The sequence below is a fragment of the Oerskovia enterophila genome (assembly GCF_001692445.1).
GTDB lineage: Bacteria > Actinomycetota > Actinomycetes > Actinomycetales > Cellulomonadaceae > Oerskovia > Oerskovia enterophila.
On record NZ_MAQA01000018.1, the window covers coordinates 1 to 12,338 of the forward strand.

A 12,338-nucleotide genomic window follows, 5' to 3' on the forward strand; every position below is an offset into this window, starting at 1 on the left:
GCCCACGGCCGCGCTGCTCGCGACCCTCGCGGCCGTGGGCGTCGGAGCCGCCGCGCGCACGGCCCACGCCGCCGAGACCCCGGGCATCCATGTCGCCGAGGGCCGGATCGTCGAGGGCGACGGCACCGACCTGGTGCTGCGCGGCGTCAACCACGCGCACACCTGGTTCACGGGCCAGACCTCGTCGATCGAGGCCATCAAGGACGCGGGCGCGAACTCGGTGCGCGTCGTGCTCTCGAGCGGCGACCAGTGGACGCGGAACACCCCCGAGGACGTCGCGCACATCGTCGACCTCTGCGAGGAGAACCGGCTCGTGTGCGTCCTCGAGGTCCACGACACCACGGGCTACGGCGACCAGTACGCGCCCGCGGCGGGCACGCTCGACCAGGCCGTCGACTACTGGGAGGACCTGTACCCCACGCTCGCGGGCACCGAGGACTTCGTCATGGTCAACATCGGCAACGAGCCGTTCGGCAACGACGCCGCGACCAACACGCGCTGGGGTGCGGAGACGTCCGCGGCGATCGAGCGCCTGCGAGACATCGGGTACGAGCACGCGATCGTCGTCGACGCCCCGAACTGGGGGCAGGACTGGACGAACATCATGCGGGCCGAGGCCGACGAGGTCTTCGCGTCCGACCCCGACGCCAACACGATCTTCTCGATCCACATGTACGGCGTGTACGCGCAGGCCTCGACCGTCACGCAGTACCTCGAGCACTTCGTGGACGCAGGCCTGCCTCTGATCGTCGGGGAGTTCGGCTGGCGGCAGACGTCGTCGGACGTCGACGAGGACGTCGTGCTGGCCGAGGCCGAGCGCCTCGACCTCGGGTGGCTCGCCTGGTCGTGGAGCGGCAACACCGACCCGTACCTCGACATGGTCCTGGGCTTCGACCCGGCGAACCCGAGCGCGTGGGGCACGCGCATCGTCGACGGGCCCGACGGCCTGCGGGACACCGCGGTCGAGGCGTCGTGGTTCGGCGGCACGGTCGAGCCCACCGAGGAACCGACCGAGGAGCCCACCGAGCAGCCGACCGAAGGGCCCGAGGACTGCACTGCGGCGCTGCGCGTCGTGGGTTCGTGGCCCGGCGGATGGCAGGGCGAGGTCACGGTCACGGCGGGGTCCGCGCCGGTCGACGGCTGGTCGGTCGGCGTCCCGCTCCCGGCGGGGGCCTCGGTGACCCAGCTCTGGGGCGGGGTCCGCACGTCCACGCCCGACGGCGTCGTCGTGACCCCCGCAGCCTGGAACGGGACGCTCGCGGCGGGCGGGGCGGCGACGTTCGGGTTCATCGGGACGGGTGCCGCACCGTCGGGCACGGGCGTGACCTGCGCGGGGTCCTGACGGGACTGCCGGGCGCTCCTCGCGGGGAGCGCCCGGCGGGACGCGCCAGGGCTGCATGCCCGACGGCGCAGCCTGGGTCGCGTGTTCGGCGCGGCCGGGAGCGACCGAGGCTCACGCCAGCGGCTGGAGCCTGAACAGGCGGACCACCCGGCCCGACTCGCGCTCGTACGCGCGGTACCCCGGCCACTGCGCCTGGATGAGGTCCCACGCGGCCTCTCGCTCGCCGTCGTCCTCGACGAGCGACGCCCGCACCCTCATGTCCCGACCGCGCACCGTGATCGCGGCGTCGGGGTGCGCCAGCAGGTTGTACGTCCAGGCCGGGTGCCGGTCCCGCGCGAACGACGTCCCTGCCACGATCGCCCGGCCATCGCCGTCGGGCGTGTACATGAGGTACGTGCTGCGCGGCTCGCCCGACCGCGCGCCCGTCGTGTGCAGGACGAGCGAGGGCACGAGGATCGCACTGAGCTGCACCCGACCTCCCGAGATACGCGCGAGGAAGCGTTCGGCCGGCGGCAGCACGACCGGCCCGATCCTGCGGAACGCGCGCGTGCGCGTGAGCGGGGCGACGAGCGACCGGACGACCTGCAGCGGGGAGGTCATGCCCCCATGATGGCGGGGACGGCTCCGGGGTGCGCGTCCGGGGTCCCCGGCCCCGGGGCCCCGGGGACCCGCGCCGACGCTAGGCGTCCTGGGCGACCACGTCCCGCAGCCCGAGGTTCTCCCGCAACGTCGTGCCGGGGTACCTCGTGCGGTACACCCCACGAGCCTGCAGCTCGGGCACGAGCCGGTCGACGACGTCGTCGAACCCGTCGGGGACCGACTGCGGGGTGAGGTTGATCCCGTCGAGAGCTCCGGCGTGGACGTACTCGGTGAGCCGGTCGGCGACCCCGCCGGGGGTCCCGACGAACGCCGCAGAAGCGTTGAGCCGGTCCACGAGCTGCCTGACGGTCAACCCCTCGTCGGCCGTGATCCGCCGCCAGCGCGCCGCCGTCTCCAAGGGCCGGTCGCGGGTGTTGACGACGCCGTGGGTCCTGGTCTGCTCGGCCGAGACCGGGTCGACGTCGGGCAGAGGTCCGTCGGGGTCGAGCCAGGAGAGGTCGCGACCCCAGACGGCCTCGACGACCGACACGACCATGCGGTCGGTCCACGTCCGTCGGTGGAACCACTCGGCCTTCTCCCGCGCCTCGGCCTCGGTGTCCCCCAGGGTGATGCTCGCCGCCGGGAAGATCCGCAGGGAGTCGGCCGGGCGCCCGTGCGCCACGAGCCGTCGGCGCATGTCGTCCGCGAACGAGGTCGCGGCGTCGAGGTCGAGGTACCTGGAGAAGATCCCCTCGGCGTGCCGGGCGGCGAAATCTCGCCCCTCGTCGGACTCTCCGGCCTGGAACAGGACCGGCCGCCCCTGGACCGACCGCGGCAGTGGCGTCCGCGCGACCAGGTCGTAGTGCGCCCCGGAGTGACGCACCTCGGCGCCCGGGTCGGCGTCCCAGATCCGCTGGGCGACCGCGAGGTGCTCCTCGGCGTGCCGGTAGCGCTCCGCAGCCGGCAGGTAGCCTCCGCGCCGGAAGTTCGCCCCCGTCCAGGCGTTCTCCGTGGTCACCAGGTTCCAGCCGACCCGTCCACCGGACAGGCGGTCGACCGTCGCGACGCGCGCGGCCAGCTCGACCGGGTCGGAGAACGTGGTGTTGAGGGTCGCGACGAATCCGAGGTGCCGGGTACGGGCGGCCAGGTGGGCGAAGAGCACGAGCTGGTCGGGCCGCCCGGTGACCACGCTGTCGTTCACCCTCCCCAGGTGCTCGCGCAGGCGCTGGCTGTCACCGAGGAACAAGGCCGAGAACAGTCCTCGCTCGGCCGAGCGGGCGAGCCCGACGTACGACTCGACGTCGTAGTAGTCGTACGGGTCCTCGCGTGCGGACCAGTCGTAGTGCGGTCCGAACGGGAAGAATCCTGCGAAGTGGAGCTCTCGCCGTGACGTGCTCATGGGGTCCCGTCCTCGTCCTCGGTGGACGGCGCGCCGCTGCGCACCGCGGTCAGTGCGCCCGCGGGGCGGGGCAGGTCGAGCAGGTCGCGCAGCGTACGACCGGGTTCGGGCGCCCGGGCGACGAGGCCTGCGGCGCGCAGCGCGGGGAGCACGTCGTCGACGACGACGCGCGCCCCCTGGGGTCCGGCCGGGACCAGGCGGACCGCCGTCACGCGACCGACGAGCCCGCGTACACGGTCGACGACGGAGCCCACGACGCGGGCGAGGTCAGCGGTGTCCGGGGCGCGTCCTGTGCCCTCGTCGCCTCCGGCCCGCACGACGACGTCGACCACGGTCGGTCGGTCGTCCACCTCTGCGCCCGAGGACGCCGTGGGAGCCGCCGGCAGCACGGTCACCTCGGCAGGGTCCTCGTCGAGCCAGCCGGCCGAGGCGAGCACCGGGACCCGTCCCTGCGGCGGGCGGGGCAGCAGAGCGGGCCCCTTGATCGAGAAGCGCTGTCCGACGAAGTCGACGTAGTGGATCCGGTCGGCGTCGAGGAAGCGACCCGAAGCCTGGTCCGCGACGACGGCGCCGTCCTCCCACGAGTCCCACAGCAGCCGCACGACCTGCACCACCTCGCGCACCTCCTGCCGCAGGGCGTCGCCGACCGGCGACGTGGAGCGGGCCCGCGCGTGCGCCTCGTCGTCGACGACCTCGACCCACCAGGCCGCGCGTCCCCGCGAGACCCGGTCGAGACTCGAGAGCTGGTTCGACAGGTGGAAGGGCTCGGTGTGCACCGGGTTCACGACCGGTACCAGCCCGATCCGGTCGGTCCACGCCGCGGCGAACGAGGCCGCCTCGACGGCCGTCAGCCCAGCGCCGCCCCGCCCGCCCGCGAACGTGACGAGGTGAGCCCCGGCCCCCTCGAGCGCGACGACCCGGGCTCGCAGCGACTCGGCCGTGCCGTCCTCCCCGGTGTCGACGTGGGCCGCGACCAGCACTGTCCCGCTCATGACTCTCCTCCTCGCGCGGGGCTGTCGACCACGGCACCACGTGGTTCGGCCAGCCTTCGAGACGGTGCCAGGTGCCCCGCGAACGAGCGGATGGTAGCCCGTACCATCCGCTGCCATGACCGCATCCGAGGAACTGTCCATCCTGCGAGCCCTGCACACCACGCCGGCCCGGCGCTACCTGTCGGCCGACCCCGTCCCCGACGACGTGCTCGACGCGATCCTCGACGCGGCGATCCGCGGCCCGAGCGGTGGCAACCGGCAGCAGTGGGCCTGGATCGTCGTGACCGACCCGGCGGTCAAGGCCCAGATCGCCGAGTGGTACCGCGAGGGCTGGAGCACGGCCTACGGGCGGCGGCGCGACGACGTGCTGGCGGCGGCGACGGACGGCACGGGGGTGAGCCCGGCGACCTACCGGGCGATCGAGCACCTCGCGCTCCACCTCGAGGAAGCGCCCGTGTGGGTGCTCCCTGTCCTGCGGAACGCGGCAGGTTCGACCGACCCTCGACTGGGGGCCTCGATCTACGGGGCCGTCCAGAACCTGGTCCTCGCGGCGCGCGCGTACGGGATCGGCGCCACCCTCACGAGCTTCTACGCCGCCCGCGAGGCCGACGTCGCTGCACTCCTCGGCCTGCCGGCGGACGCCGCGACCATGGGGCTCGTCCCGCTCGGCTACCCCGAGCGGGGGCGCTGGTCCGAGCCGCGCCGCCGACCGCTCTCCGAGGTCGTCCATCGCGACCGGTGGCGGGGCTGAGCACGGCGCCCGGACCCGGTCGCGTAACGCGCGAGCGCTACCGCGCCGCGTACTCCTCATCGGTCACGTGCTCGAGCCACGTCGTGGTGGTCGCCGCGTCGTCGGCGTTCTCGAGCATCGCGAGGTGCTCCATGAAGTCGTCCGCGGTCGCGCCGTGCCAGTGCTCCTCGCCCGGCGGGCAGTAGACCGTCTCGCCGGGATGCACCTCGACCACGGACTCCCCGCGGGACTGGACGAGCGCCACGCCCGACACCACGTGCAGCGTCTGCCCCTTGGCGTGCGAGTGCCAGGCGGTCCGTGCCCCCGACGCGAAGCGCACGAGCGCGACGACCATGCGCTGCGAGGGGTCCTGCGGCAGGGCGATCGGGTCGAGCCACACGTCGCCCGTGAACTGCTCGGGCGGGTTCTTGGTGGTCGCGGGCTTGGTCAGCTTCTGCATCAGAGGTCCCTCTCGGTGGGGGTGGTGGTCGGGCGTCCCGTCGGCCCGGGGCTCCCGGCGGGAGCACCGGCCTGCACCCCGTGGCCCTCGGCGGCCGCGCCGTCGGCCTCCGTGGCGCGCGTGGCGGCCCACGAGGCGAGGAGCTTGAGCCCGTCGTCGGACGGCGACCCGGGCACCGCGGTGTAGACGTTGAGCTGCAGGCCGGCGTCCGCGGGCAGCTCCAACGCCTCGTAGTCGAGCTCGAGCCTGCCCACCGCCGGGTGGTGGAAGACCTTGGTCCCCGTCCGGTGGAGCCGCACGTCGTGCGACGCCCAGAGCCGACGGAAGTCCTCGCTGCGGGTCGACAGCTCCCCGACCAGCGCGGTGAGCGCCGAGTCGAACGGGTTCTTCCCGGCCTCGGCGCGCAGGATCGCGACCGCGTCGTGCGCGATCCGGTCGTACCGGTCGCCCCAGAACTCGCGTGCGGCGTCCGGGTCGAGGAACTGGAACCGGGCCGTGTTGACGGGCTTGTTCGCGATCCGCTCGGGCGAGTCGTAGATCGGCGCGTACAGGGCCCGGCCCAGGGTGTTCGTGCCCAGCACGTCGAGCCGACCGTTGCGCACGAACGCGGGCGCGCCGTCCATCGCGTCGAGGATCCGCTGGACGGCGGGCCGCAGGACCGGCGCCGGGGTGCGACGGGCGCGTGACCGCGCGGCGCCCGACGCGTTGGCCGCCCGCGCCAGGTCGAACAGGTGGCGGTGCTCGGCCTCGTCGAGCTGCAGCGCCTGGGCCAGGGCCTCGAGCACCTCCTCGGACACCCCGCCGAGGCTCCCGCGCTCGAGCCGCGTGTAGTAGTCGACGCTCACCCCGGCGAGCATCGCGACCTCCTCGCGACGCAGGCCAGGGACCCGACGGTTGGTGCCGTACGCGGGCAGACCGGCGCGGTCCGGGGTGATCCGGGCGCGGCGCGTGGTGAGGAAGTCGCGGGTCTCCGCCTTCAGGTCCATGCCTACGACGGTACGACCAGGGTCCGGTCCAGGGGAGGTACTGGTGGTACCCGGGACTGCCCGGGCCCTCGTGAGCCGGGTGCCCCCAGTACGAGGAGGCGCCCGTGGACTTCGGGGCGCTGTCCGGCAGGAATGCGACGCCGACCGGCGGTCCCGCCCCGCGCGCCCGACGGCGCCGGGCCCACCCGCTGGCTCAGCGACGCGTCCGGCTCACCGCGCCACGTCGTAGGTCAGGCGCAGCGCGCCCGTCCCTGTGGGCTCGGAAGCCGCGAGGCGCCAGCTCGACGGCGGCAGGCCGTCGTCGAACAGCCGCTCTCCCCCGCCCGAGACCTCGGGGCACAGCATGAGGCTCAGGCGGTCAAGCTGCCCCGCGGCGACGAGCTGCCGCAGGATCGATGCGCTCGACATGACCCACACGTCACCGCCGGACTGCTCCTGAAGGTGCGCGACGACGTCGGGCGGGCTCTGCGCGGTCACGCGCGCCCCCGACCACCCGGCCTCGGTGAGCGTGCGCGAGAAGACGATCTTCTCGACGTCGTCCAGCCAGCGCGAGAACTCCCGGCTGCGCGGGTCCGCGGACTCGTCGCCCGCGACCGCGGGCCAGTAGGAGCGGAACCCCTCGTAGTTCTTGCGGCCGAGCAGGACCGTGGTGCTGGTCCGCATCAGGTCCTCCAGGAGGCCGAATGCCGCGTCGCTCACGGCGTGCGGGGCCACCCATCCCATGTCGTTCTCGCCGCCCGGGCCGTTGATGCGGCCGTCGAGCGAGACGGAGACGTTGCCGACGACGGTGCGTGAGCTCGGGGCCATGGTGCGATCCTCCTGCGGTGGGACTGGTGTCGCACGGTAGACGGGCGCCGGACCGAGAACTCATCGGTCCCGCGGACAGCGCGGAGGCCGGACCGAGAACCGGACATCTCGACCAGCAGGAGGGGCGAGCCGATGCTCTTCCGACAGCAACAGTCATGGCGTCCAGTCGCTACCGCGGGCAATGCCGCCGGTGCTACAGTCTCGCAGTTCACCTCCCCCCAAGACGCGAGGCGCGGTCCATGATCACCCAGCTTGCCCGGTACACCCGACACATGATTCTTCTGACGATCGTCGGGATCCTCCTGATCCTCGTCTCGCAGGCCGGCTCCGACTCGGGGGGCTTCCTCGTGACGGGGATCCTCGCCGTGGTCGTCGGGGTGGGCCTGCTCGTCCTGACCATCGTCGGCGGCCGACGCCAGCGCCGCCAGTGACGGCCCGCACGGGCTCGAGCCGGCGCGCCACGGTCCTTCTCGCCGCCCCGATCGCCCTCGTCCTCGCGCTGTCCGCCTGCTCGGGCGGGGCGGACGAGGCCTCCCCGACCCCCACGCCGTCCGCTCCGAGCGGCGTGCTCGCAGGGTCCGAGCACGGCCTCGCCGCGGGGAGCACGGAGGCCGTCCCGTTCGACGCGTCGGTCGTGAGCCAGGGACCGCAGGCCACGTTCACCACCCCGGCGACGAGCCTCGTCTACGACGGCAAGGGCAACGAGGACCCGGCCGTCGCCCAGGTCGAGCTCACCTCCCTGACCGAGGGCAAGGTCGAGGACCTGAACCTCGACGAGTCGTCGCTCGCTCTCGTCGAGGGCGCCACGCTCTACTACCTGTCGTACAAGCTCTCGTACGTCAACGGTCCCGTGTTCACCATGCCGAACTTCAACTCGTTCGCTCTCCTCGCGGGCGACGAGAACGTCACGGACGACATCTCCAACTTCAGCGCAGGGAACGCCGAGTGCGGCACGGCCTACGAGGTCGAGAACTTCGGGGCCGGCGCCTACATGGAGACCTGCACCTGGTTCTTCGTCACCGCGGGCAACCCCGCCCCCACCGCCGTGCAGTGGTACTCGCCCGCGATGCTGGACGCGGGACTGACCCCGGTCACCTGGCCCATCGGCTGAGTCCGCGGGGCGCTGCGCCGGTGGTCGTCATCCCCGGCGCAGCGCCCCGCGTACCCGCGACCACCACCGCTTGACCGGGCCGTCTGGCCGGACGACGGGGACCGGGGCCGTCTCGACCCCGCGCACCAGCCAGGCCTCGGCGTGACGCATGGCGTCGGCCGTGGACTCCCCGAGGACCGCGCGAGCCGGGAAGACCTCGATGCGTTCGTGCAGCCGCACGTCGATCACGGTCCGGAACTTCGCCGCGAGAGCCGCGTCGACGCCGCTCACGTACAGCCGCCCGCCGTGCTCACCGAGCCGGTCGGCGTAGTGAGCGAGCACCGTGAACGCCGTCGCCCCGAGGCTCGCCCGGCCGCGCAGCCGCAGCACGACCACGGTGTCGCGCGCACTCCCCGGCTCAGGCAGCGCGGCGTCGAGCGACCGGGCTCCCGCGTAGAACAGGCTCCCGTAGACGTCGAGCACGGTCACGGTGCGCTCCTGCAGCCGGCGCGGGACGGGCTCCTCGCGGTAGTGGCCTCCGTCGAGGGGCACGAGCCGGACGATGCGCAGGTCCTGCGACTCGCGGTTGGCCTGCAGCAGGATCGACAGGGCCGCACCGATCCCGACGGCGGCGGCCACCGGGAGCAGCAGCGTCGCGAGGAACGTGGTCGCCATGGCGACCTGGGACTGGCCCCCCGTATGCCAGGCCGTCGCCATCGCCGACAGGCGGATCGATCCGACCGACGCGACCGCGAGGACCGCGGCGAGGGTCGCTGTCGGGATGGCCCCCACGGGTCCGGACAGTGCGACGAGCACGACCAGGACCCAGACGCCCGACATGATCCCGGCCCAGCGGTCGCGCGCCCCGGCGGACGTGCTGACCGCCGTCTGGCCCACCGAACCGCCGACGGGGATGCCCCGCATGAAACCGACCGCGAGGTTCGCGACCCCCTGGCCGATGAAGTTCCGGTCCGGGCTGGCACGCCGCCCGCCCGGGTTCGGCACGGACTCCGCGACCCCCGCCCCCTGCACGAGCACGATCGCCGCGACCGCGAACGCCCCCACGGCGACGTCGAGCGTGAAGTTCCCGAGCTCGGGAAGGGCAGGGACGGGCAGCCCAACCGGGATCGCCCCCGAGTCGCTCACGAGCTCCACGGACCCGGCGTGCAGGAGCCACACCCCGACCGAGGCGACCACGAGCGCGACCACCGCGGCAAAGGGCGCGAGCCGGGTCCGGGCGAGGAGCACCAGGAGGAGCACCGACCCGACGCCGACGACCACCGTCGGGACGTCCCACGTCCCGGGCGACCGCAGCACGTGCCACGCCTGCACGATCGCGAGCGACCCCTCGGGCCGTGTCCCGGTGAGAGCGTCGAGCTGGCCCAGCAGGATGTTGACCGAGACTCCCGTGAGAAAGCCCGTCATGACCGAGTGCGACACGAACCCGGTCAGGCGTCCGAGCCCGCAGAGCCCCGCGACGACCATGAGCGCGCCCGCGAGCGTCGTCAAGAGTACGAGCGAGGTCAGCCGATCCTCGGGGGCCACGTCCACGAGCGCCGAACCGGCCGCGAGGGCGGCCGCGCTCGTGGTCGTGACGATCATGAGCTGGGAGTCGACCGTCAGGCCCCCGGCGATCCGGCCGACCGCGGTCGCATACAAGCCGTGGATGGGGTTGACCCCGACGAGGGTGGCCGCGGCCATGCCGTCCGGGACGCCGCCGACGGCCCCCGGGACACCTGCCCCGGCCGACTGCCAGAACCCGCCCTCGGCCGGACGGACGCGGTCCCACCACGCCCTCGCCGCACGTACCGGCCGAACCCTCATCCCGGTCCCTCCGCGCGAGCGGCCACGGCGCACGAGCGCGTGCGCCTCCGTCGCGACGACAGTGCCACACGCCCCTGCCGTCGGCCCGCCGAACGCAGCGCGGCGGATGGTGGACGGCGGTCGGCAGACCCGTCCGCCGCTCCGGATGCGCAAGTCGTGAACGGCTGAAAGGCTCCGAGACATGTCACGATCCAAGCCAGCCTCCCCCGCCATCGTCCGGCAGCAGCAGGCCTTGCGAGACAGCCTGCCGTTCCACGACACCCAGGACTTCGACGACACCAGTCGCGGGCTCCTCGGCCGACGCACCCCGAACGCGGTGACCGCCGAGGACGGCCGCGTCGTCTGGGACAACGACACCTACGACTTCCTCCAGGGCGAGGCCCCGGACACGGTCAACCCGAGCCTGTGGCGCCAGTCCCGGCTCGTCGCGACGCAGGGCCTGTTCGAGGTCGTCGAGGGCATCTACCAGGTCCGTGGCTTCGACCTGTCCAACGTCACCTTCATCGAGGGCGAGACCGGCGTGATCGTGCTGGACCCCCTCATCTCGACGGAGACGGCCGCCGCGGCGCTCGCGCTGTACCGCGAGCACCGCGGGGACCGCCCGGTCACGGGCGTCATCTACACCCACTCGCACGTCGACCACTTCGGCGGTGTCAAGGGTGTCACGACCCAGGAGGACGTCGACGCCGGGCGCGTGCCGGTCCTCGCTCCTGAGGGGTTCACCGAGCACGCCGTCTCGGAGAACGTCTACGCGGGCACGGCCATGGGGCGCAGGTCGGGATACATGTACGGGGCGGCTCTCGCGCGAGGGCCGCAGGGACAGGTCGGGGCCGGGCTGGGACAGACGACGTCGACGGGAACCATCACCCTCATCGCCCCGACCGTGGACATCACCACGACCGGCGAGGAGAAGACGGTCGACGGCGTCCGGATGATCTTCCAGATGGCCCCCGACACCGAGGCGCCGTCCGAGATGCTCGTCTACTTCCCGGACCACCGCGCGCTGTGCGCGGCCGAGGACGCGACGCACAACCTGCACAACCTGCTGACGCTGCGCGGCGCCGTCGTGCGTGACCCGCATGCCTGGGCGCACTACCTCACCGAGTCGATCGAGCTCTTCGGCGACGACCTCGAGGTCGTCTTCGCGTCCCACCACTGGCCCACGTGGGGCAACGCACGCATCCTCGAGTACCTGAACATCCAGCGCGACCTCTACGCGTACCTCCACGACCAGACCTTGCGCCTGCTCAACCAGGGACTCACCGGGATCGAGATCGCCGAGGTCCTCACGCTCCCCCCGGCGCTCGAGAACGCGTGGAGCACCCATGGCTACTACGGCTCCGTGAGCCACAACGTCAAGGCCATCTACCAGCGGTACATGGGCTGGTACGACGGGAACCCCGCGCACCTGTGGGAGCACCCTCCGGTCGAGGCGGGCAAGCGCTACGTCGAGCTCGGCGGTGGTGCGGACGCCGTGGTCGCCAAGGCCCAGACCGCGTTCGACGAGGGCGACTACCGCTGGGTCGCGGAGCTCCTGAACCACGTCGTCTTCGCCGAGCCCGACCACGCCGGGGCACGCGAGCTGCTCGCCGACACCTACGAGCAGCTCGGGTACGGGGCGGAGAACGGCACCTGGCGCAGCGTCTACCTCTCGGGGACGACCGAGCTGCGCGACGGCCCGTTCGGGACGCCCATCGTCACGGTGTCGGGTGACATGGTCGCCCAGCTCTCCCCGACGATGCTGTTCGACGCCCTCGCGATCCAGGTCGACGGGCCGGCGGCGTGGGACGAGAACCTGTCGATCGACGTCGTGCTGACCGACGTCGACGAGCGCTACCGTCTGCGCCTCGCCAACGGGGTGCTCAGCTACAACACGGCCGTCCAGAAGAGCCCTGCCGACGCCACGCTCACCGGGACCAAGCGTGCGCTGCCGGTCCTCGCGAGCGGGAACGTCACCCCGGACACGCTTGCCCAGGCGGGCATCGAGCTGACCGGTGACGCAACCGTGCTGGGTCGCCTCGCCGCCGTGCTGGACCCGGGGGACCGGGACTTCGCCATCGTGACCCCGTGACCCGGGCCATGTCCTCACCTGTCGCAGTCCCGTCCCCCGGTGGCGAATCGCACCCTCG

The 12,338-nt window shown here is 73.0% G+C and carries 12 protein-coding genes; 5 read left to right on the forward strand and 7 right to left on the reverse strand.

The window, feature by feature from the left end; translation table 11 throughout:
• Positions 1-1,342 (forward strand): cellulase family glycosylhydrolase (locus OERS_RS08950; RefSeq protein WP_211268456.1); only part of this gene is annotated, 1,342 nt, incomplete at its 5' end.
• A 111-nt stretch (positions 1,343-1,453) separates the two neighbouring features.
• Here OERS_RS08950 and OERS_RS08955 read toward each other — a convergent pair.
• From OERS_RS08955 to OERS_RS08965, 3 genes are all read right to left on the reverse strand, one after another.
• Positions 1,454-1,942 carry a nitroreductase family deazaflavin-dependent oxidoreductase gene (locus tag OERS_RS08955; RefSeq protein WP_068625510.1) on the reverse strand — a complete coding sequence of 163 codons (489 nt, stop codon included), beginning with the start codon at positions 1,940-1,942 and terminating at the stop codon, positions 1,454-1,456.
• 79 nt (positions 1,943-2,021) lie between these two features.
• A complete protein-coding gene (locus OERS_RS08960; protein WP_068625511.1) occupies positions 2,022-3,320 on the reverse strand; it encodes an LLM class flavin-dependent oxidoreductase in 1,299 nt (432 codons plus the stop codon).
• Complete coding sequence (locus tag OERS_RS08965) at positions 3,317-4,312, reverse strand: LLM class flavin-dependent oxidoreductase (RefSeq protein ID WP_169834205.1); 996 nt, start codon at positions 4,310-4,312, stop codon at positions 3,317-3,319. The genes OERS_RS08960 and OERS_RS08965 overlap by 4 nt, the downstream gene beginning before the upstream one ends.
• A 115-nt stretch (positions 4,313-4,427) precedes the next feature.
• On the opposite strand from OERS_RS08965, the gene OERS_RS08970 reads away from it, so the two are divergent.
• Positions 4,428-5,063: a nitroreductase family protein gene (locus tag OERS_RS08970; protein ID WP_068625513.1), complete on the forward strand. Its 636-nt coding sequence runs from the start codon at positions 4,428-4,430 to the stop codon at positions 5,061-5,063.
• Positions 5,064-5,100: 37 nt separating this feature from the next.
• Here OERS_RS08970 and OERS_RS08975 read toward each other — a convergent pair whose 3' ends face one another.
• The 3 genes from OERS_RS08975 to OERS_RS08985 all read right to left on the reverse strand — a co-directional run bounded on the left by OERS_RS08975 (position 5,101) and on the right by OERS_RS08985 (position 7,295).
• Positions 5,101-5,502, reverse strand: a complete 402-nt coding sequence (locus OERS_RS08975; protein WP_068625514.1) for a (R)-mandelonitrile lyase — start codon at positions 5,500-5,502, stop codon at positions 5,101-5,103.
• Complete coding sequence (locus OERS_RS08980; protein ID WP_082849125.1) at positions 5,502-6,488, reverse strand: helix-turn-helix transcriptional regulator; 987 nt, start codon at positions 6,486-6,488, stop codon at positions 5,502-5,504. The genes OERS_RS08975 and OERS_RS08980 overlap by 1 nt, the downstream gene beginning before the upstream one ends.
• A 210-nt stretch (positions 6,489-6,698) precedes the next feature.
• Positions 6,699-7,295 carry a dihydrofolate reductase family protein gene (locus OERS_RS08985; RefSeq protein WP_068625515.1) on the reverse strand — a complete coding sequence of 199 codons (597 nt, stop codon included), beginning with the start codon at positions 7,293-7,295 and terminating at the stop codon, positions 6,699-6,701.
• Positions 7,296-7,534: 239 nt separating this feature from the next.
• On the opposite strand from OERS_RS08985, the gene OERS_RS21070 reads away from it, so the two are divergent.
• The gene (locus tag OERS_RS21070; RefSeq protein ID WP_139107762.1) at positions 7,535-7,726 is read left to right on the forward strand and encodes a hypothetical protein; all 192 of its coding nucleotides are present in this window, start codon (positions 7,535-7,537) and stop codon (positions 7,724-7,726) included.
• Positions 7,723-8,406, forward strand: coding sequence for a hypothetical protein (locus OERS_RS08990; RefSeq protein ID WP_068625516.1), 684 nt, complete (start codon positions 7,723-7,725; stop codon positions 8,404-8,406). The genes OERS_RS21070 and OERS_RS08990 overlap by 4 nt, the downstream gene beginning before the upstream one ends.
• A gap of 27 nt (positions 8,407-8,433) precedes the next feature.
• Here the strand turns inward: OERS_RS08990 and OERS_RS08995 are convergent, their stop codons facing one another.
• Positions 8,434-10,209 carry a SulP family inorganic anion transporter gene (locus OERS_RS08995; RefSeq protein ID WP_083201338.1) on the reverse strand — a complete coding sequence of 592 codons (1,776 nt, stop codon included), beginning with the start codon at positions 10,207-10,209 and terminating at the stop codon, positions 8,434-8,436.
• Positions 10,210-10,390: 181 nt separating this feature from the next.
• Here OERS_RS08995 and OERS_RS09000 point away from each other — a divergent pair, with 181 nt between their 5' ends.
• Entirely contained in the window at positions 10,391-12,280 is a 1,890-nt protein-coding gene (locus OERS_RS09000; RefSeq protein ID WP_068625518.1) for an alkyl/aryl-sulfatase, read from the forward strand.
• The last annotated feature ends 58 nt before the right edge of the window (positions 12,281-12,338 follow it).